Origin of the sequence: Maridesulfovibrio sp. (genome assembly GCF_963666665.1) — a bacterium.
Taxonomy (GTDB): Bacteria; Desulfobacterota; Desulfovibrionia; order Desulfovibrionales; family Desulfovibrionaceae; genus Maridesulfovibrio.
Genome location: NZ_OY762999.1, coordinates 2,501,989 through 2,523,363 on the forward strand (window position 1 = coordinate 2,501,989; position 21,375 = coordinate 2,523,363).

At 48.5% G+C, this 21,375-nt stretch carries 17 protein-coding genes, 1 tRNA gene and 1 riboswitch; of the genes, 12 read left to right on the forward strand and 6 right to left on the reverse strand.

What is annotated here, in order from left to right:
* Positions 1-24: 24 nt before the first annotated feature.
* Positions 25-381 carry a PilZ domain-containing protein gene (locus tag ACKU40_RS11580; RefSeq protein WP_320172955.1) on the reverse strand — a complete coding sequence of 119 codons (357 nt, stop codon included), beginning with the start codon at positions 379-381 and terminating at the stop codon, positions 25-27.
* 120 nt (positions 382-501) lie between these two features.
* Positions 502-1,686: a cation:proton antiporter gene (locus tag ACKU40_RS11585; protein ID WP_320172956.1), complete on the reverse strand. Its 1,185-nt coding sequence runs from the start codon at positions 1,684-1,686 to the stop codon at positions 502-504.
* Positions 1,687-2,175: 489 nt separating this feature from the next.
* Here ACKU40_RS11585 and satP point away from each other — a divergent pair, with 489 nt between their 5' ends.
* The 8 genes from satP to ACKU40_RS11625 all read left to right on the forward strand — a co-directional run bounded on the left by satP (position 2,176) and on the right by ACKU40_RS11625 (position 10,543).
* Positions 2,176-2,730 (forward strand): acetate uptake transporter, encoded by a 555-nt coding sequence (satP, locus tag ACKU40_RS11590; RefSeq protein WP_320172957.1) that lies wholly within the window; start codon positions 2,176-2,178, stop codon positions 2,728-2,730.
* Positions 2,731-2,920: 190 nt separating this feature from the next.
* On the forward strand, positions 2,921-3,805 hold the full coding sequence (argB, locus tag ACKU40_RS11595) for an acetylglutamate kinase (RefSeq protein ID WP_320172958.1): 885 nt from the start codon (positions 2,921-2,923) through the stop codon (positions 3,803-3,805).
* Positions 3,806-3,821: 16 nt separating this feature from the next.
* Positions 3,822-4,526 carry a molybdopterin-guanine dinucleotide biosynthesis protein MobB gene (locus ACKU40_RS11600; protein ID WP_320172959.1) on the forward strand — a complete coding sequence of 235 codons (705 nt, stop codon included), beginning with the start codon at positions 3,822-3,824 and terminating at the stop codon, positions 4,524-4,526.
* A 27-nt stretch (positions 4,527-4,553) separates the two neighbouring features.
* Positions 4,554-5,795, forward strand: a complete 1,242-nt coding sequence (gene glp, locus ACKU40_RS11605) for a gephyrin-like molybdotransferase Glp (RefSeq protein WP_320176378.1) — start codon at positions 4,554-4,556, stop codon at positions 5,793-5,795.
* A 12-nt stretch (positions 5,796-5,807) separates the two neighbouring features.
* Positions 5,808-7,742, forward strand: a complete 1,935-nt coding sequence (locus tag ACKU40_RS11610) for a molybdopterin biosynthesis protein (protein WP_320172960.1) — start codon at positions 5,808-5,810, stop codon at positions 7,740-7,742.
* Positions 7,743-7,766: 24 nt separating this feature from the next.
* Positions 7,767-8,252 carry a hypothetical protein gene (locus ACKU40_RS11615; RefSeq protein WP_320172961.1) on the forward strand — a complete coding sequence of 162 codons (486 nt, stop codon included), beginning with the start codon at positions 7,767-7,769 and terminating at the stop codon, positions 8,250-8,252.
* A gap of 18 nt (positions 8,253-8,270) precedes the next feature.
* The gene (locus ACKU40_RS11620; RefSeq protein WP_320172962.1) at positions 8,271-8,468 is read left to right on the forward strand and encodes a 4-oxalocrotonate tautomerase; all 198 of its coding nucleotides are present in this window, start codon (positions 8,271-8,273) and stop codon (positions 8,466-8,468) included.
* 233 nt (positions 8,469-8,701) lie between these two features.
* The gene (locus ACKU40_RS11625) at positions 8,702-10,543 is read left to right on the forward strand and encodes a reverse transcriptase domain-containing protein (RefSeq protein WP_320172963.1); all 1,842 of its coding nucleotides are present in this window, start codon (positions 8,702-8,704) and stop codon (positions 10,541-10,543) included.
* A 58-nt stretch (positions 10,544-10,601) separates the two neighbouring features.
* Here the strand turns inward: ACKU40_RS11625 and ACKU40_RS11630 are convergent, their stop codons facing one another.
* Genes ACKU40_RS11630 through ACKU40_RS11645 form a run of 4 tightly spaced genes read right to left on the reverse strand, consistent with a single transcriptional unit; the run spans position 10,602 to position 14,377 of the window.
* The gene (locus ACKU40_RS11630) at positions 10,602-11,249 is read right to left on the reverse strand and encodes a cytochrome b/b6 domain-containing protein (protein WP_320172964.1); all 648 of its coding nucleotides are present in this window, start codon (positions 11,247-11,249) and stop codon (positions 10,602-10,604) included.
* 2 nt (positions 11,250-11,251) lie between these two features.
* Positions 11,252-12,880, reverse strand: coding sequence for a tetrathionate reductase family octaheme c-type cytochrome (locus ACKU40_RS11635; protein WP_320172965.1), 1,629 nt, complete (start codon positions 12,878-12,880; stop codon positions 11,252-11,254).
* Positions 12,881-12,930: 50 nt separating this feature from the next.
* A complete protein-coding gene (locus tag ACKU40_RS11640) occupies positions 12,931-13,401 on the reverse strand; it encodes an iron-sulfur cluster-binding protein (protein ID WP_320172966.1) in 471 nt (156 codons plus the stop codon).
* The gene (locus tag ACKU40_RS11645; RefSeq protein WP_320172967.1) at positions 13,394-14,377 is read right to left on the reverse strand and encodes a 4Fe-4S dicluster domain-containing protein; all 984 of its coding nucleotides are present in this window, start codon (positions 14,375-14,377) and stop codon (positions 13,394-13,396) included. The genes ACKU40_RS11640 and ACKU40_RS11645 overlap by 8 nt, the downstream gene beginning before the upstream one ends.
* A 257-nt stretch (positions 14,378-14,634) precedes the next feature.
* Between ACKU40_RS11645 and ACKU40_RS11650 the strand changes: the two genes are divergently transcribed.
* The 4 genes from ACKU40_RS11650 to ACKU40_RS11665 all read left to right on the forward strand — a co-directional run bounded on the left by ACKU40_RS11650 (position 14,635) and on the right by ACKU40_RS11665 (position 21,244).
* Positions 14,635-16,011, forward strand: coding sequence for a sigma 54-interacting transcriptional regulator (locus ACKU40_RS11650; RefSeq protein WP_320172968.1), 1,377 nt, complete (start codon positions 14,635-14,637; stop codon positions 16,009-16,011).
* A gap of 411 nt (positions 16,012-16,422) precedes the next feature.
* A complete protein-coding gene (locus ACKU40_RS11655) occupies positions 16,423-17,712 on the forward strand; it encodes a citrate synthase (protein ID WP_320172969.1) in 1,290 nt (429 codons plus the stop codon).
* 214 nt (positions 17,713-17,926) lie between these two features.
* Positions 17,927-18,013: transfer RNA gene (locus ACKU40_RS11660), tRNA-Leu, on the forward strand.
* A 131-nt stretch (positions 18,014-18,144) separates the two neighbouring features.
* Positions 18,145-18,302: riboswitch (cobalamin riboswitch) on the forward strand.
* A 257-nt stretch (positions 18,303-18,559) separates the two neighbouring features.
* Complete coding sequence (locus ACKU40_RS11665; protein WP_320172970.1) at positions 18,560-21,244, forward strand: ribonucleoside-diphosphate reductase; 2,685 nt, start codon at positions 18,560-18,562, stop codon at positions 21,242-21,244.
* The last annotated feature ends 131 nt before the right edge of the window (positions 21,245-21,375 follow it).

The window sequence follows — 21,375 nt, forward strand, 5'->3', positions numbered from 1 at the left end:
CTGCCACCCTGTGCATCCCCGCTATCAAACATCAAAAGCGGGCGAAGTAAGCTCGCTATCAATGGTATCTGCGTCTTCAGCATTAAATTGTATCAAGCGGCGCAAGTGCGTAAAACTGATTTCATCCATGTGATGAAAATCAGCTGCCAAACCGTCTTTGTCTGAACGGACCACCTTTGCGCTAACTCTTATTATCGCATCTTCAGAGAGCGGAATTGATATTTCGCATTCATCACCCACGAAAAAACCATTTACGGGATCACAGAGAATTCCCTTCAAGCTCAGATTATGCGACTCCACATAAGCATCAAAATCTTCTTTGTGTAATACAACTCTGAATCCGGCATTTACGCGGGTCCTACGTCTCTTGTTCTGGTCCATGAATACTCCAAGCACTTTTTAAAAACTGTAAAACCTTGTTTCTGTCTATTTACTCAATATTGCATCCTTCTTCAATAACAACATAAGAGTTTAAAGTTTAAAAAGAAAACTTCCTGTAGCTTAGCTTCCTTTTTTCACCGGAACAAGGCTCTTAACCTTATTCAAGGCAAAACGAGTACAAACTGGTCCCGCTATCTCAAAAAAAACTGTCGCCATTGCTATTACCGAAACCACGGATTGAAACTCCTCAAACCTGTTCGCAGCAGTAAGGGCCATCCCAAGGGCAATGCCCGCTTGCGGCATCAACGACATTCCCATCCAGCCGCTGAACGCAATGGACTTTCCGGCAAACAAGCCGCCAAAATAGGCACCAATAAAACGGCCAGAAATCCGCAGCAATATATATAAAACTATCAACAACAAATGTTGTAGAAAATATTCCAACTGGACACTGACGCCTGCAAAGATAAAGAAAACTACCAGCAGCGGCCACTCCACACCCTCGACAGCACAGAACGGACGGTCATGATGCCGGGCAACATTTGCCACAACAGCACCCATCACCATTGCAGAAAGAAGATATGAAGCATCCAGCCACAAAGCAAAGCCGCTACAGATAAAGACCATACCCAATCCCTCAACAAGACTGGGTTCACCAGATTGTATCCGGCCAGTAAGAAAACTCATTGGAACACCGAGGACCACACCGATAAAGACAGAAACGAAAATTTCCGAGATACCACCCAGCAATGTATGCAACCCGCCGCCGTCAAGCATCTCTATCTGCGCGGCAGCGAACATCAGGCTGAAAACAATGAGTCCCCAAGCATCGTCAATAGCTGTAATCTTGAGCAGAGTATCAGGGAACTCTCCTTCAACCTTAGACTCCCTGATTACATCCACAGTTGAAGCCGGGTCAGTGGCCGGAGCTATTCCCCCATAGATAAGGGCTACAGGAAGAGAGCATCCGAAGAGCCACAATCCACCTGCGACCCCGACAGCTGTAGAGATTGCAACGAATAAAGAAATGGATAATACGGCTTTACCAGATTTACGTATTTCACTGACATTAAAAGAATTACCCAAAAGAAACCCGATAGAGGCAAGGGCTATATCAGAGACAATGGGCATCCAGTGCCCAATCGACACAGGAAGAAGATTAAATCCTGCCGGACCGATAAGAATCCCGAAAACAATCAATGCTGAAACACGTGGGACCGGAGTGTTTCGACCTATCAAATCAGCAATCAATCCCAAAAAGAACAAAAAGCCCAAAGTCATTAAAGTCAATGCTGAAACAGACACAGGCCCTCCCCTCTAAAAGGATTAAAAAGAGCAACCCTCACGGTTTATCTTCCGCCTTTCGCCCGGAGTTATGTCGCCGACCTTTTTTAGAGCTAAACTACTGCGACAAGAGTCAAGGCGGATACGCTCATCCGGATTTCATTCCCAACATTTTAAATAGTTCTGGTTTCATCTTCTGCTTCATACTATACTCATTATAAACAATTTTCACGAAACCAAAAAGATTATCCGCAAATGGAGAGAAGAAAGAAACTGGTTACACATTCATTTCCAGCACAATTCAACATCTTAAAAAGGGGTGAAAAGATATGGTAAAAGAATTTATAACTTGCATTTAAATACATTTTAATCTAGCTGAATGAGCGTTCACTACTCACAAAACACACCCACACTCCAACCAACACCCACCACTCACATTTTCCTCTGCCCCACCGACAGTGGAAAGCCGGATCAAGTGTGTTTTGAAAGACTTATTTTTAGGAGAGAAAAATGGAATCAAAACTCGCTAACCCCGCCCCGTTAGGCCTTATGGGCTTCGGCATGACCACCATCCTGTTGAATATCCATAACGCAGGATTTTTCCCCATCAGCTCCATGATCTTGGCTATGGGTATTTTTTACGGCGGCATCGCGCAGGTAATCGCCGGAGTGATGGAATTCAAGAAAGGCAATACCTTCGGAACCACTGCCTTCACTTCCTACGGCCTGTTCTGGCTGACCCTCGTAGCATTGATTGTAATGCCCAAGATGGGACTGGCAGAACCCACCCCGCACGCATTCATGGGCTGGTACCTGCTCCTGTGGGGTATCTTCACCCTGTTTATGTTCGTTGGCACCCTGAAAGGCAACAAGGTACTGCAGTTCATCTTCTTTTCCCTGACAGTACTTTTCTTCCTGCTGGCTGTGCGCGATTTCACCGGCAACCACTTCATTGGCACCATTGCCGGATGGGAAGGAATAGTCTGCGGAGCATCCGCATTCTACCTCGCCATGGCTGAAGTCATCAACGAACAGCACGGCCGTACTGTCCTGCCCATCGGCTAATAACACGCCCCGCTTCTCATGAAAGTATTAAGGCCGCTCTACCTAAATGGTAGGGCGGCCTTTTTTGATGCCATCACGCGGCTAAGAATCCCGCTCTTCCCCTCATTCGAGTTTTAAATTATAGATAGCGGACGCTATGCGGAATATATGTCCGCTTAAGCACAGAATAAGCTTCAGGAGAAAACCGAACATGAATATGGAACATGATATTACAAGGGCCAAATTTCTGATTGAATCGCTGCCGTACATCAAAGAATTCTACGGCGAAACAATCGTCATCAAATACGGCGGCAACGCCATGATCGATGAAGACCTGAAGCGAGCATTCGCCCTGAACATCATCCTACTGAAATACATCGGCATCAATCCGGTAGTGGTGCATGGAGGCGGGCCGCAGATTCAAAAAATGCTCAGCGCGCTGAACATCGACAGCCAGTTCAAGAGCGGATACCGGGTCACAGACGAAGCGACAATGGATGTCGTCGAAATGGTTCTGGTGGGTCAGGTCAACAAACAGATCGTCAATCTGATCAACCTGAACGGCGGTAAGGCTGTTGGACTTTCCGGTAAGGATGGCATGCTTATCAAGGCCGAACAAAAGGAACTGGTCATTGAATCCGAGACTAAAGCACCTGAAATTATCGACCTCGGCAAGGTCGGCGAAGTGACCGAAGTCAACACCACTCTCATCGAGTCACTGCAAAGCGAAGGCTTCATCCCGGTTATCGCCCCCGTAGGCGTAGACGAAGAAGGTTCCACCTACAACATCAACGCCGACTCTGTTGCCGGAGCTGTTGCCGCAGCCATGAACGCTAAGCGCCTGCACCTGCTGACCGACGTACAAGGACTGCTCGATGCAGATAAGAATCTTATTTCTTCACTGACTTGCCGCGAAGCAGCCGAGGCCATTGATTCCGGTATTGCCAAAGGCGGAATGATCCCCAAACTGAGCTGCTGCCTTGAAGCTGTTCACAGCGGAGTTGAGAAAGCTCACATCATTGACGGACGGGTTGAAAACTGCGTGCTGCTCGAACTTTTCACCAAGAGCGGTATCGGAACAGAGATCGTAAGTTAGTACGGAGATAAATATAATGAAAGCGATAGCCATCGTCGGGAAAAAGAAGACCGGCAAAACCACCATGGGTCTTGCGCTGGTCAAGAAGCTCACTGAAAAAGGCTACAAAGTCGGGGTGCTCAAGCATTCCCACCACGGCTTTGACGGAGCAGAAGGCGCAGACACCGAGGAATACAAGAAAATAGCCTCCTGTGTGGCAGCGTACTCTCCCAGCGAGTCCTTTGTTTCATGGAAACAGGAACGCACAGTTCAGGATCTGGTTCCGCTCATGGACGCCGACGTAATCGTCATGGAAGGCGGCAACAAGGTAGGCTGGCTGCCCCGGATGATCATGGTCCGCGAAGACAACGACGACAAAGAATTTTACCCCAAACTCGCCTTAAAACAAATTCCGGCCTGTTCGCCTGAAAATCAGCCTTCCGATGAACTTCTGGAAGAGCTGTCCGACTTGGTCATGGACAAAGGTTTCATCCTGCCGGGTCTTAACTGCGGCGCCTGCGGACGCGAATTCTGTATGGATTTCGTGGCTGACATTATTGCCGGAAAAGCCCGCGTTTCCGGATGTCAGGCCATGAAAACCCAGATGTCCGTCACCTGTAATGGCGTAGAACTTGGATTCAACCCCTTTGTGGCCGACATGCTTTCCGCCGGAATTACCGCCATGCTCAAGCAGCTCAAAGGGTACGTTCCCGGAGACATTGAAATTATAATTAAGAATTAAAAACTGCCCCTCCGGAGGCATCCATTGATAAACCACGAATTTTTTAAAATTATCAGCAGGGTCGAATTTGAAGCCCTGCTGAATTCTTTTGCAGCGGTGGACACAGAAACGGTTTCCATTTCCGATGCTTGCGGGCTGGTACTTGGCGAAGATATCATCTCACCGGAAGACCTTCCCCCGGCCAACCGTTCCTGCATGGACGGTTATGCAGTAAACGCCCGTGATGCTTTCGGTGCAACCGAAGGCAACCCGGCTTATCTGGAATGCTCCGCCACCCTTAAGGTGGATGAAGATCCCGACTTCGAGCTCCAGCCCGGAGAATGTGCTGCCATCCCCACCGGAGGAACTCTGCCTGACGGAGCAGATGCTGTGGTTATGGTCGAACATACTCAGGAACTGGGGGCCGGAACCATTGAGATCCGTAAATCTTCCGCTCCGGGTGAACACACCATGCTCAAGGGCGAAGATGCTGCAAAAGGAGATCTGATATTTCAGGCCGGACACAAGGTCCGCTTTCAGGATGTCGGATTGCTGGCGGCGCTGGGAATCAAGGAAGTTGTTGTCCACCGCAAACCGCGCGTGGGCATCATTTCCACCGGAGATGAACTGGTAGAGATAGACTCCCCGCAAAAAATCGGAACTATCCGCGACGTAAACTCGCACACACTGCGCTGTCTGGTAAATAATGCCGGCGCGGAAGCCGTCAATTACGGCATTGTGGGCGATGAGCTGGAAAAACTTGAAACCACGCTTGAAAAAGCAATCACCGAAAACGATCTGGTACTTCTTTCCGGCGGAAGCTCGGTGGGCATGCGTGATTTGACCGTTCAAGCCATCGAATCCATGCATGATTCCGAAATACTTGCTCACGGCGTGGCAATCAGCCCCGGAAAACCGACCATACTCGGGCGGGCAGGAAGCAAGCCCGTACTGGGACTGCCTGGACAGGTAACTTCGGTTCAAGTCGTTATGCTGGCTCTGGTCGTCCCCTTTATCCGTCAGCTTATGGGCCAGAGGAATGCATTCTCCAGCACTGATCGCATGCTTGTACAGGCCGAACTGGGCCGCAACACCGTATCCAAGCCGGGACGCGAAGACTACGTACGCATGAAACTGACCTACCGCGAAGGAAAACTGCCTCTGGCTGAACCTATTTACGGTAAATCCGGCCTACTCAAGACCATGATCCAAGCTGACGGGTTAATGATCATCCCCGCTGACACCGAAGGATTCTACGCCGGAAACACAGTAAATATCTGGAAAATTTAAAAAGGAAGCCCCATGAGTGACCGCAATATATACCTGAAGACCATTCCTGTTCCTGAAGCCGTAAAAACTGTCATGAACAATCTTGACCGCGATTCACTGGTACAGACCGAAACCATTCCGGTTCACGAAGCCCTTGGGCGAGTCACTGCGGAAGCAGTAATCGCCCGCTGTTCTTCTCCAACCTATCATTCGGCAGCAATGGACGGTTATGCTGTAAAAAGCGAAACAACCTTCACTGCCCGTGAAGGACAGCCCCTGCTGCTGAAAAAGGAAGAAGGCTGCATTCCGGTCAACACCGGTAATCCGCTGCCTGACGGAATGGACGCCATCATCATGATTGAACATGTGGTGGATGAAGGCGAAAATATTTCAATCGAAGCACCGGCCTTTCCGTGGCAGCATGTACGCCGCATTGGTGAAGATATTGTGGCTACGGAAATGCTGCTCCCGCGCAAGCACACCATTTCCGCTTTTGATATGGGTGCGCTGCTTTCTGCCGGGATTTACGAGATCAAAGTTTATGAAAAAATCCGCATGACCTTCATCCCGACTGGAGATGAGGTCCTGCCCTTCGCAGACCGCCCTACCCCCAAACCGGGTGAAGTCATCGAATCCAATTCACAGGTATTCAAATCACTGGCAGCCGGACTTGATGTAGAATTCAACTTCACTGCTCCGGTCAAAGACCGTGAGGAGAAATTAACTGCAGCAGTGGAAGAGGCCCTCAAGACCTCACACATTGTGGTGGTCGGCGCCGGGTCCTCAGCCGGGAGCAAGGATTTCACACGCATCGTTTTTGAAAAACTGGGTAAGCTGCTGGTTCACGGCATTGCGGTAATGCCCGGAAAGCCCACTGTGCTGGGAACCGCACAGGGCAAACTGCTTGTGGGTGCACCGGGATATCCGGTCAGCGCAGTGGTCTGCTTTGAAGACGTGCTCACCCCGATCATTTCATGGCTGGCAGGTAAACATGAGCCGCAGCGCGACAAAGTACAAGTTCGTCTTGCACGGCGTACACCTTCCAAACCCGGTCAGGAAGAAATAGTCAGATTGGCAGTGGGGCAGGTTGGCGATGAATACATCGGTGTCCCGCTTTCACGCGGCGCAGGAATGATCACTACCCTGACCAAAGCGCAAGGCTTTACCCGTGTTCCTGCGGACAGTGAAGGAGTTGAGCTGAATGAGACCGTGAATGTAGAACTTTTTTCCAGCCGTGCCGAGCTGGACAAGGTGCTCATGCATGTAGGCAGCCATGACAATACCATCGACTTGCTTGCCGACATGCTCATGGGCGGAAACAATCCGCTGCGCCTGGTATCAACTCACGCGGGGTCTATGGGCGGACTTACTGCACTGAAAAATGACATGGCTCTTTTTGCCGGAGCACATTTATTCGACCCCGAAACAAATGATTTCAACTTCCCGTTTATCGAAAGGTACCTGCCCGGAATGGAGGTAACTGTTGTCAACCTCGCTATCCGCCATCAGGGATTCATCGTCCCCAAAGGCAACCCCAAGAACATCAAAGGCATTGAGTCTCTGGACGGTCTTGATATTAATTTCATTAACCGTCAGCGCGGAGCCGGAACCAGAATCCTCTTTGACTACCACATGAAGAAAGCAGGCCTGAAACCGATGAACATTCTCGGTTATGACCGTGAAGAATTCACCCACATGGCCGTTGCCGCCAACGTACTTACCGGAGCCGCAGATTGCGGACTGGGTATTTTTGCGGCAGCCAAGGCACTGGACCTCGACTTCGTGCCGCTGGCCCATGAAAGATACGATCTGATCATTCCGCAAAAACACATGGAAGACCGCCGGATAAAAACACTGCTCGCGTTAATAAAATCTGATAAGGTCAAACAGGCTATCAGCAAACTGGGCGGCTATGAAACCGACCTCACCGGAAAGGAAATGAAGCCGGGAGTCGGTCTGGGATACTAAAAATAACATCTTGCCGGAGGGGGTATGAACAAGGACAAAGAACACATCGTCAGGCAGAAATGCCATGAAAACGTGATCGGCTTTGCCCCGTTCCGCTACCGCTTCGGCAAAGGCAGCTTCATCCGCGAAGGACTGCTCAATATCGGTATATTTGATGACAAGGAAGGCGGACATCTGGTGCTGACCTTCATCTTCGATTCCGACTCAATCATGACCGACAACGATATCCTCGACCGCATGGGACGTCTCGATTTCAGTCCCATGACCCGCAAAGGATTACTGACCGCATTACGCAATTCAGCTGAATTCGAGCAGAACGAAAATTTCGCCATGCACGAATTCAGCTTTTATTTTGACAAAATGCCTGCCGACATTCCCAAGCTGATTAATCACTGTTTCATCCCCTTCTTTCTGGAGCACCTTTACATGCGTATCGGGGAAGTTGAATGGATGGAAGACGAAAAGATCAAGGGGGTGTTTTGCAGGATGAAAGATCACTTTAAATGGTAAAATTTCAGGAGAAAGATAATGCCCGTAATTAAAGTTGAGATGTTCGAAGGCAGAACCATCGAACAGAAGCGAGAGCTTGTAGAAGTGCTCTCCAAAGAAACCGCCCGCATCACCGGATGCAGCGTGGAATCAATTTATGTTGTCATTGATGAAGTAAAAAAGGAAAACTGGGGAGCAGGAGGAGAGCTTTGCTCTGATAAGTATCCGGACAAATAAACAACATACAACATATATAACAATCCTACCATTGACCAAATAGTCCTGATCCTTTATTTAAAAACAGGCATCCGCACAAGGTAATTGATTTTTGTCGCTTGAACCGGCGATGATAACTAAACGGTTAGGCCGCTGGCTTAACTATTCCAGCGTAACCTTCTGGTTACTTTTAACCCTTGCTCTGCAACAGGTTTGAATTCCCATGCGGGTGCCAATTTTTTTAAGGATTCCGCATGTCATACACAGACACATTAAAACAATTCCAAAATCTATCAAACTTATCCGACTTAGCATATTTCTTAGGATTCCAACCCAAAACGCTAAGCTATATCATTTTTAAACTCGGTGGCGGAATCAATGGGCAATATTATAATTTTACTATAAAAAAAAGAAATGGAAAAATACGTGAAATATCTGCTCCATTAACAAGTTTAATGGAAGTACAAAAACGTCTTAATAAAAAACTTACTGAAATATATTTAGTAAAAAAATCCGCCCATGGCTTTATCCCAAAAAGAAGCATCATTTCAAATGCAACCAACCATTCACGCAAAAAATTTGTTTTCAATATAGATCTTAAAAACTTTTTCCCATCCATCCATTTTGGGAGAGTACTTGGTCTACTTCAATCTCGACCATACTTAATTAAAAGGGATGTTGCCGTTCTTATGACAAAAATAGTTTGTTACAACGACATATTGCCTCAAGGGAGTCCCTGCTCTCCTGTTATTTCAAATATGATCTGTTCATATATGGACCGTCAACTTAGCGACTTAGCAAAAGAATTTGGATGTTTTTATACCCGTTATGCAGATGATATTACCTTCTCAACTAATCGTCGTGATTTCCCCAAAACAATTGCGACTTTTGGTGAAGGGGCTTGGCTTCCCGGCAAAAGACTAAAGGATTTGATTTCAAAACAAGGCTTCGAGATCAATTCCCAAAAAACGTCACTCAGAACACGCTCTGACAGACAACTAGTTACGGGCTTAGTGGTAAATGATAGACCCAACATTAGACGTAAATCATTAAAGCAAGTACGTGCAATGTTGCATGACTGGAAAACAAATGGCCTAGATCAAGCCTTCCGCAACTATATTTCTAGAGAAGACATTAAATCCCTACGTAACACTCCTAGTGACCCTATACATTTTACAAAAGTGGTCAGAGGAAAATTAGAATTTATTCGAACAGTGAGAAACCACAGAATAAAACTCCTCAACCACATAGACAAAGAAGAATCTATTAGAAAAAGAGAGCAATATAATCGAAGAAATTTTCAATCTGATTATCACGACCAATATTACAAATATATAATTAGATACCAGCATTTAATTTTCAGAGACTGCGAAATGGCTACGATAATCGGAGAAGGTGAAACAGATTGGATGCATCTACGAAAAGCATACTATGCAATTAAATCAAACATCAAAGACATTCCTGAATTGAATATATACAAGCACAAAAAATATATAAATGGTGGATGGACAAACCTTAAATATTTCTGCGAAAATGCAGATAAACACTATGTAAAATTCAACAAACCAATTATTTGTGTATTTGATCGTGACATTGGATCAATTAACAATATACATAAAGGCAAAGAGTTTTTATTCTGGGGAAACAATATTTTTTCGATTGTGCTAAGCAAACCAGACCATCGTACAACAGAAGACTATTCTATTGAACAACTTTATTTTGATAAAGATCTTTTACAAGAAGACGTCAATCATAGAAGATTATACCTAAGCAGTGAATTTCATAACAACGGTAAATTAAAGAAAAATTCTGGAATTACATACGGCAAAAGAGCTAAAGATGGGAAAGAGATAAATGGATGGAAAAAAACGATCGAAGGACCTGAAAAAATTATTGATGATGGAGTGTGCGCAATAAATGGCCCCAAAGTAATCAATATAGCTTTAAGCAAAAAAGACTTCGCAACATATGTATATAAAGCAGAGTCACCTTTTGTTAAAATTGAATTTTCCGCTTTCACGCCAACATTCAAAATCATTTCAAAAATATGTAACTTAACGGAAAAAGAAATTTCAAAGTTGAAAAAACAAAAATAATACCCCGGCAGGATTATCCTGCCGGGGTATTATTAATTTGTTATTTCCTAACCACACCCTACTTCTCATGAACCTCCCATTCCTCAGCCTTGTAATCTGCGGGAACTTCTTCCCAGCCGGAGAACATGGCGGCAATATGGGCGGTTATGTTGTGTCCGGTGGTGGTCATGTAGATATGGACTACGAGGAAAGCCAGCAATGCGTAGGCGCAGGCCATATGCACGTTGGCTACCACATTCAGGCTCAGGAAATCCAAGCCGTAAGCAGCCCAGTCGTTGTAAGTCCAGTAAAGCAACCCCGTGATCATCTGCAAAGGCAGCAGGATCGCCGAGAGGCCTAGATAGACTAAGCGCTGCAAGGGGTTGTGCTTGGCATCCTTGCTCTTATGTACAGGATGCGCCTCACCCTTGAAGATACCGGAAGCGTAATACATGGCTACATCAAAGAGCTTCTTGGATGTGGGGATATACTGCTTCCACTCTCCGGTGGTCAAAAGCCAGAAGATGATGAATACGAACAGGATCAGCCAGCTGATGCCCAGAGTATTGTGCAGTTCCACAGCCTTTTGAAAGCCGAAAAGGGTGAATAATCCATGCACTTCCAGCCCGGTAAGCATGAGCAGCATGATCAGGATGGCTTGGGTCCAGTGCCAGAAACGCTCGAACTTCGAATAGAGGTAAATCTTCTTCATGTTATGTACGCTCATGGCTAGTCCTCCTTACGTCCTGACATGAATATGCGTCCAAGGGCATGCAGAATGACACCCACTGCCGAGGCAAGCACTATGAACCAGCCCCCGGCATCCACAACGGCAGAAGCATCACGTCCGGGCATGTAGAAACAGGTCATCTTATCAAGACGGCCCTGCTTGCTATGGCATTCCTCACAGGCAACCGCGTTTTCCTTGGGGGCAACCATGTGAGTTGTCGGATAAACATATTCAGTTTCCACAAAGCCAACTTCGCCGCTGAACGGCAATCCGGCATACTTCATACCCGCTGTTACGGCCTTTTCCCAATTAAAGCCCTTCCAATAGGCATCGTTATCCTTACCGAACAGATGCGGGATAACCATGTTCTTGTTGACCTTATCGTAGGGAGTCATACCGCGATGCACCTTGAAAGGCATAATCCGGGAGTTCCTGTCCTCAATTGAACCGACAGGCTTTGAAACCTGCACAGGCTTGGTCGGATCGATGGTGGTCTGGGCGGTAATGGTGTCGATAGTACCGTTGAACCAGTAGTATTCAGGCACAACGTCCTTTTCCCAACGCATATCGCCCTTCTTGGACATATAGACAGGCTTGCCCCATTCACCCTTTTCTTCATAAGGCTTGCCGTCCTTGAGCTTGCCCGCAGCGGACCAGTCCCACCACATCTTGGTAGGCAGTTCACGGGCAAAGGTCGGAATATGGCAGCTCTGACAAGCGAGCTTATCAGTATGATCGTTGAGCTTTATACCAAGTTCGGACTTATGCGGACGGTCACTGTGGCAGGATTCACACATGATCTTGGAACCGAGGTCATCTTCCAGCAACGACTTACGCTCGGTAGCAGCCGGAGTTGAATAGATACGTCCCGCGATGTCGTGCTTCACCGTGGTGTGGCAACGGACACAGGTAAAATTCTGCCCGTCCATGCCCATATGAACATCAAGAGCCTTGGAAGGCTTAAGCATGGATGAATCAAGGTCACCGTGCTTAACGCCGTCACCGCCACCACCGTAGAAGTGACAGGTTCCGCAGTTCTTGCGGGTCGGACGCGCTACAGACTGGGCCACCTTGTTCCATTGGGGGGCAGCGTAAAACTTACCGTTCCCCTTGAACTTCATACCCGGCGGCGGAGCAGGATTGCCCGCCCCGGAGGGAAACTTCTTATAAGTTCCGGTTTGCTCATGACAGACCAGACAGTCGATCTTTTCCTGCGAAGTAAAATCAAAATCCTTGTTCTTCCAGCCATAACCGGCGTGACAGGATGTACAGCGAGGTTCGTTGGACTGGATATTGATGCAAAAATTGTTAACCACCAGACCGCCCTTACCGACCTTAAGCTCCTTTTCCGCCTTGGGATCAAGCCATGTCCAGTGAATGGTCTTGTGGAACTGATGTCCGGCTTCGGTATGACAGGTCAGGCAGGCCTTGGTCACTTCCGGTCCGCTCTCAAACGGCTGCTTCAATGCATCAAACTTTGAATGGTCAGCCGTAATCCACAGCTCCTTGCCCTTGGTAGCCTGACGGGCCATTTCCCTGCCGGGAGCAGTATCCCCGGCGGCAAATGCACTTGCGCCCAGAAAGACCACCGCCAACAGCAGCAGTACTGAGTTCCGCATGAGTCTCATTTCCACCCTCCGTAAGTTTATGAACCACCGGGGCAAAGGCCCCGGTATATTTACTTCATAAATCCAAGCCCCGACACTTTTTCCAGATACGGCTTCCGCCCCCTGAAAAAGGCATACATCGCTGCCACGCCCAGCAGCATTGCAAACCCCAGATGCGTCCAATCGATAACCATGACCATAAACGGATCAAAGGTCACAGAGTGCAGATTTTTAACCACCCGCAACGCTCCGGTGCCCACAACCGCCACGTAGAGAAAAACGCGCACCATGCCGGTAGAAGACAGCTTGAAATACTGCTTCCCGACCAAGATGAACATGGTCAGCAGATACAGAACCATAAATATAAGCACTGCACCAAAGATGTAATGAACCTTATTGGTCAGGTAGAAATCAGCCAGCCAGCCCAAACCCGGAATATCCGAAATATAGTAACGCTTGAATATGGGCATCTGGGCTACCCCGGTAAGAGCCATGATGAAAATGGTCAGCTTGAAAATGAGCTTAAAAAGCGGGCTAGTCATTGTCCTTACCTCCTGCTGCGGAAGCAAGGAATCTCCCGGCCTTTATTACTCCGGCTGCTATCCCTGCAAAGGGAGCGAGACCCACTGCATAAGCCAGCTTCTCCTCGTCAGCCATGGAATCTTCCACCCGAGCAAGCCCGGGCTTTCCGGGGCCCTTATCCACAGCCTCATTGAGCAGCTCAAAAGGAACCGGAGAAAGATAAATTGTGTTGGTGCCGCCGTTCTCTTCCTCACCGTAGATGAACCAGTTGTTCTGCTCAGCCAGTTCATGGGCCTTCTTGAGGATTTCACTGCGCGGCCCGATAGTCTGCACATTCTCCGGACAGACTTCGATGCAGGCAGGGAGCTTGCCTTGATCGATGCGGTTGTAGCAACGGTCACACTTGTACATGACTCCGTTACCGGCAAAGTTGGGCAACAGCCGCAGATACAGCCCCACCCCGGTCTGCCGCTGGGGAATATGCCAAGGACAAACCTTACGGCACTTGGACCCGCCAAGACAGACATCCGCATTGATACGCACGATACCGTTCTTCTGCTTTCCTGCTGCACCCCATGGACAGAGATTTGCGCAGGGAGCATTACGGCAGTGCAGGCAACGCCGGGGGATATTGATTTCATGGACCTCCCCTTCAAACTCCACTTCGGCACTCTGGATGTAGAGCCAGTTGTACGGAGTCAGACGGTCATCGACATCTCTGCGATCCGACCAATCCTCGACCTTTGCCCGAGTGGTGGGATACATTTCCGGATAAGGCTTCTTGGGGTCGGGAAACTTGGGGGCATTAACTTCGTGGCATGCAGAAACACATTCACCGCACCCAATACACTTGGAAAGGTCAAGCAGGGTGCAGAGTTCTTCTTCACTGGTGCCTGATGCCGCAACCTCACGCGCAGGAAGGAGCATGGCAGCACTTCCGGCTCCCAGCCCCTTCAGGAAATTTCTGCGGGAAATTCCATTCTTCTTATCTGTCATATATTATCCTTTATTAACTGCTATATTTTCAGCTTCATCATGAAAAGGTTCACTCAAAACAAAGCAGAATCCGTACCTTTTTTTAATATTCTGATAATAACTACCATATTTATGCGGTTAATGGCTAGTTCTCCGAACATTTCAACATATTTATTATTTGCTTTAGCCGCCAAAGCGTTGCACACATGTTCAAACATATGTACAATCAAACACACAAAATTGAACAATTGAACACTTTTTAAACACCGGACTAATCCATGACCGAGCAGGATATCGACCTTTATCTGCGGGAAGTAATAGACACCATGAATGACGGGCTGATCATTGTAAGCCCTAAGGGAATCATCATGAAGGTTAATGACGCCCTGCTGCGCATGACCGGATTTTCCAAAGATGAGCTGCTGAACAAGCCCTGTTCAGTGCTGGGGTGCGATGCCTGCAGGATTGTGCGCGAACAAGCTGACGGACACTGGTGCGGATTGTTTGAAAGGAAGAAGGAAAGCCGAAAAAACTGCCATATAATCGATAAATGCGGAAACTACCTGCATGTATTGAAAAATGCATCACTGCTCCGGGATGACGAAGATAATATTCTCGGTGCGGTGGAAACACTCACCGATATCAGTGAACTGGACCGCAAGGAACTGAAAATCCGGGAACTCTCCCAAAAACTGCAACACGAGGAAAACGGATTCTGCGGATTCGTGGGCCATTCCCCGGCAATGCAAAGAGTATACACCCTGCTGGGCAAAGCCGCCCTTTCCGATGCTCCGGTCATAATTTACGGCGAATCAGGCACAGGTAAAGAACTGGCAGCACAGGCCATCCATGAAATGAGCCCGCGTGCGGACAAACCTTTTGTTCAGCTCAACTGCGCCGCACTGAATGAATCCCTGCTGGAAAGCGAACTGTTCGGGCATGTAAAGGGAGCCTTCACCGGGGCTTACCGCCACAGGCAGGGCCGTTTTGAGGAAGCGGCTGACGGTTCCATATTTCTTGATGAGATCGGAGATGTTCCGTTGCCCATTCAGGTAAAGCTGCTGCGGGTGCTGGAAACACGTTCCTTTGAACGGGTCGGGGAAAATATCAACCTGTCCATGGATGCAAGGCTGATAACAGCCACCAATCAGGACCTCAACCAACTGGTGCAGGACAAACAGTTCCGCGAAGATTTTTTCTTCCGCATCAACGTAATCCCTGTGCACCTGCCGCCCCTGCGCGAACGAAAGGAAGACCTGCCTCTGCTGGTGGATCATTTCATCAATATCATCGACCACCTCGATCATAACGAAGGCCCGGCCCCGGAAACCATGCGCAAGCTGATGGAGTACCAATGGCCCGGAAATGTGCGTGAACTGAAAAGTGCGCTGGAATATGCCGCAGTGGTCAAAGACAACGGCCCAATTCAACCCGAACATCTGCCGCCGCAGATAAATGCCGTTACAGCTGATTGCTGCCCCTGTCTCGATACCACAATCCCTGCAACAGAACCCGAAGAAAAACAGGAACTTATCAATGCCCTAAAGCAAGCCGGAGGCAACAAAAGCAAAACCGCAAAGCTCCTCGGCGTCAGTAGGGGAACCATTCACAACCGCATGCGCAAATATTCGGTTCAATATCGGTTGGAGGGGTAATTACATACCTAAAAATCAGCACTGTGAATGAACTTTATGCGGATCAGATTGTTGTTATAGAAAGATTATACTGTTGGCAGCGCTGGACTTTTCTGATGTTTTTGATTAAATACTTTTCCAACATCGGGAAAAAGCATCCGCTGATTCCCTACAAAGCGCCGTACAACCATTTACGCTGGTAGGCAGTGAATCACACCCTGCCCCAGTCCGAAAGAAATCACATTTCTGCCCGCTTACATATCCGGACCAGCAAGGCTTCAGTCCCTGCCCCCGGACCGCAAGACCCGGCATCATGCAGGTTTGCACTCAACTGAATCTCAGTATGCAAATCCTGCATTTGAGTGGTGCTTGATTTTGCCAAGAAACATAACTTCTCAATAGCGGCACAGACAATTAACCGGAGGACACGACATGACCGATAAAGACATTGCGATCCTTAAGTATGACGGCAAAGAATACGAACTGCCCGTAATTCATGGAACAGAGGGCGAAACCGGTATCGACATCACTCAACTCCGAGCGCAAAGCGGCCTTATCACCTATGATCCGGGCTATGGGAACACCGGCGCCTGCACCAGCAACATCACCTTTGTTGACGGTGAAAAAGGGATTCTGCGTTACCGCGGATATCCCATCGAAGACCTTGCCGAGCATGGCAAGTTCATTGAAACCGCATGGCTGCTCATCTTCGGCGAACTTCCGCTCAAGGAAGACCTTGCCCGCTTTTCTGCACTGCTTACTGCGGAAGAACTCATCCATGAAGACCTGCGGCACCACTTTGAGGGCTTCCCGTCCCACAAAAACCAGCCCATGGCGATCCTGTCCGCAGTTATCAACGCACTGGGCAGCTATCACCCTGACCTCTACGACATTAACGACAAGTCCGAATTTTTCCTCGCAGTTGGCAAGATCATCTCCAAGGTAAGAACCATCGCGGCCTTTTCATACCGTAAATCAATCGGTCGGCCCTTTGTTTACCCGGACCCGGATCTCAGCTACTGCCATAACTTCCTGCATATGATGTTCTCCATCCCCTACAAGCAGTATGATCCGCCGGAAGAAGCCGTCAAAGCCCTCTCGCTGATCTTCCAGTTGCATGCGGACCACGAACAGAACTGCTCCACATCCACAGTAAGGATGGTCGGGTCCACTCAGGCAAACATCTTTGCCTCAGTATCATCCGGTATCTGCGCACTCTGGGGCCGCCTGCACGGTGGAGCCAACGCTGCGGTTATCGACATGCTCGAAACCATCTACAACGGCGACTACACCATCGATCAATACATCGAAAAGGTTAAAAACAGAGAATGCCGTCTCATGGGCTTCGGTCATCGCATTTACAAAAGCTTTGACCCGCGGGCAAAAATCCTCAAAAAAGCGACCCACGACCTGCTCCAGCACGGTTTCAGCGACGAATTGCTGGACATCGCCATGCAGCTTGAAGAGCGTGCCCTTTCCGATGATTTCTTCACCGAACGCAAGCTCTACCCTAACGTAGACTTCTATTCCGGCATCATTCTACGTGCGCTGGGTATCCCGGTTGCAATGTTCCCGGTTATGTTCGCCATCGGCCGCATGCCCGGATGGATCGCACACTGGTACGAAGATTACACCAACCCGACATCAAGAATTAACCGCCCGAGACAGATTTACACTGGCGAAACTCCAAGAAATTACGTACCTATAGATTTCAGGAAATAATTCTAGTCAATATCGGTTCGAGGCTTATCCGGCCCCGGAACGATGGATATACCTACCCGGATATGCCCGTAATCCTGCTCTGTACAAAGGGTGAGATTACGGGCAATACTTTTTTCAAGAGGCTGTAATTTAAATTATTTCCATAAAAATTCATTTTTTTTTGAAAAAAAAGCTTGCAATTAACAAGCGATATTTATAAACAGTTTCTCGCCGTGCCGAAGTGGTGGAATTGGTAGACACGCTAGGTTCAGGGTCTAGTGGAGGTTTCTCCGTGGAAGTTCGAGTCTTCTCTTCGGCACCATATTTCTGAAAAAGCCGCAACAAATGTTGCGGCTTTTTTGTTTTCAAAACCCCAAAATCACCTCAGCCCTACTCCCCATTGGGCTGAGAGGCTTTCTAAACAAAAACCAGAAAAAATTATTGACCGCAGAGCACGGTTTGTTAAGCTTCGGTTCGTTGTGTTTTCACTTCAGGACCACTTCAATTAATCAGGGAACCCGTTTAAAGTGCGGGGCGGTTCTGCCGCTGTGATTCCATCCGCTAAAGGACTAGGAAAAGCCAGCACCCCTGCCTGAAGCATATCTGCGCCAAGCAGATCAGTAACCTCATCTCTTCGAATAAGCAGATTACGCCTTCTGGGCTTCCTGCAACACAAATCAAGAATTATGACTCCGCACGGGAGCATTATTGCCGACAAATGTATTTTAGTGAGATACAATTTGTTCCGTGGTTGGGTATTGCTCTGCGTAAATCAAAAAAACTCAACGAAACCACATGCGCCCCTGCTTGAAAAGCAGCTAATTATTGACTCAAGGCTAAATAAGCCATCTAAAGGAACTTCATCATAATGACTGAACATTCTGTTATCACCCGCGAATCAGCTAAAATGGCCCTGGAAGAACACACCCGTTTTCAGGAAACCGTCAGTTCCAAAAAATATCAGATCCGTGACCGCAAAGGTCGTCTTCAGGAACACTCATTCAACGACGTCAAAAACAGGCTCTGCCGTGAATTCTTAAAGAATTCCCAATTTGAAAAAAGCGAAAATGAACAGGTCTGCGAAATGCTCCAGTCCGGACGTTTTATCCCCGCAGGCTCCATTCTTTCAGGCTTGGGCAATGAACACGCCAAATGCTCGCTCAGCAACTGCTATCTGGCCAAAATCGAATCAGATTCCCTTGAAGGAATTTTCGAAGCCCAGAAAAAACTTGCCCGCACATACTCCTACCGTGGCGGAAGCGGCATCGACATCACCATCCTGCGCCCCTCCGGCGACCCGGTAAACAATGCTGCGGTAACTTCGTCCGGCGCCGTAAGCTTCATGCCCCTTTTCAGCGAACTGACCAACACAATCGGCCAAAACGGCAGGCGCGGTGCATTGATGATCTCCATAGACATCAGGCATCCTGAAACCCGCCGTTTCATCTGGTGCAAGAGCAAACCCGAAGAGATTTTCGGAGTAGATTCCTTAACCGGAAAAGTTCAGGATGTTTTCGGGGCCAATATCAGCCTCAAGGTCACCGATGAATTCATGCAGGCCGTGGAAGAAGATAAGGACTGGACCTTCATTTTCCCCGACAGATTCAAAATCAGCGGTAAAATCATTAATGAATCCACCCTGCAACTGCTGCCAGAAGTATACGAGGCCCTGAATCCGCAGGTCGGAGACCGCATCGAAGCAGAAATCACCTACAAGGTTATCGGGATCGAACCTAAAAAGCACCAGATCAAGGTCCAGCCGGACCTTCCGGTCAACGAAGACAGTGCTGCTCTTTCCGAGGAAACCCTGACCTTCATCCTCTCCAGAAGGCGCAACGAGACATCCGACATCTTTGATCCGGTAAAGTCCGTTTACAACACCCTCTGGGACGGTGATTACAGCCGTTGGCAGGAGCTTGGACTCCCCCTCAGAAAATACGATACCGTCAAGGCACGGGACCTGCTGGAAGAAATCAGTGAATCCGCATGGAAATCCGGTGATCCGGGCATTCTTTATCAGGACACCACCCAGCGAAACACTCCCGGCACATACATTGATCCCCTGCGGTTGAAGCCCATGTCCACCAACCCCTGCGGCGAGCAGGCCCTCGGTTACTGGAGCAACTGCCTGCTCGGAGCGATGGTTCTGTACCGTTACGTGGTCAACCCCTTCACCAAGGAAGCACGCTTCGACAGCGACCTTTTCCACGATGACCTGACCCGGACCATGGCCTTCATGGACACCATGTCCGACCTTAACCAGAACAAGCACCCCCTGCAGAAGCACAGGGATGCAGACAAGTACGGCAAAAGGATCGGCATTGAGTTCACCGGGCTGGGCGACATGCTTGCAATGCTGGGCATGCGCTACGGCAGCGAAGAGTCCATTGAATTCATCAAAGAAATCATGCGCGACAAGGCCATCACTGAAATTTCCGTAAGTGCCGATATTGCTGAACGTTTCGGTGAAGTTGAAGCTCTGAAAGATAAGGATGCACGCCAGCGTTTTCTGGACTGCCCCTACATCAGCAATCTGGGACTGCCCAATAAGCTGCAAAAGAAAATCCTGAGCACAGGACTGCGCCATACCGCATTCAACACCGTCGGACCTTCCGGTTCCATCTCCATCATGTCCGACAACTGCACTTCCGGCATTGAGCCTGTTTTCATGTTCAGCTATGCCCGCGAAACAAGACTCGAAGCCGGAAAGATCTTTGAGTTCATCCACATGCCGCCGCTGAAATGGATGCTGGAAACAAATCAGGAACACCTGTTCGGCAAATACACAGCCCAACAACTCAAGGAAAAGCTGAATTACGTACAGGCTGATGAACTGGATTACAAGGACCGCATCCGCATGCAGGCCGCAATCCAGCAGTATACTGACAGCTCCATTTCCTCGACCATCAACCTTTCCGAGGAAACACCCAAGGAAACCATATTCGAAATCTATCTCGAATCATGGAAACACGGCCTCAAGGGTGTGACTGTTTTCCGCAACGGCTGCAAAAAAGGTGTACTGAGCAAGAAAGAAGACTCCAAGGAAGCAAATCCGACCATGAAGGGCCAGAACCCGACCTTAATTGAAAGGGAACTTGGTGATATTGAACGCGCTGAGCGGCACCGGGTCATGTGGAAAGGCTCCAAGATGTACATCATTGTATCCTTGGACGAAACAGGCAACCCCATTGAAATATTCGTAAAGCTGCCCAAGGAAGCTGGATTAACCGGAAACGGTTTCTACAACGAGCAGGTCTTTCAGGAAAAATACTCCCTCTGGGAAACCATCACCCGTTTGACCAGCATGCTCCTGCGCGTCGGCATGCCCATTGACCGCATCCTGACCCAGCTGGACCGCTCCAGCTACAACATAATCGACGCGGCAGCTATCATCTCCCGCATCCTGCGCCAGTACATCTCTCTGGACATGGATGATCAGACCATTGTATCCAAAGGTCTCGGCGATCCCTGCCCTGAATGCAGCAAGAAAGCATACGTCCCCGAGGGCGGCTGCAAAATCTGCAAGGCTTGCGGGTACACTACCTGCGGGTAAATTAATTAGACCGGAATTATCCGGTAATACGGGTAAATTTAAAAGCCGCAACATTTGTTGCGGCTTTTTTGGCGTTTGCCACTCTTACTCAAGCCTTCCCCTTTACATCCGCGCACTTTCGTGCAACACCA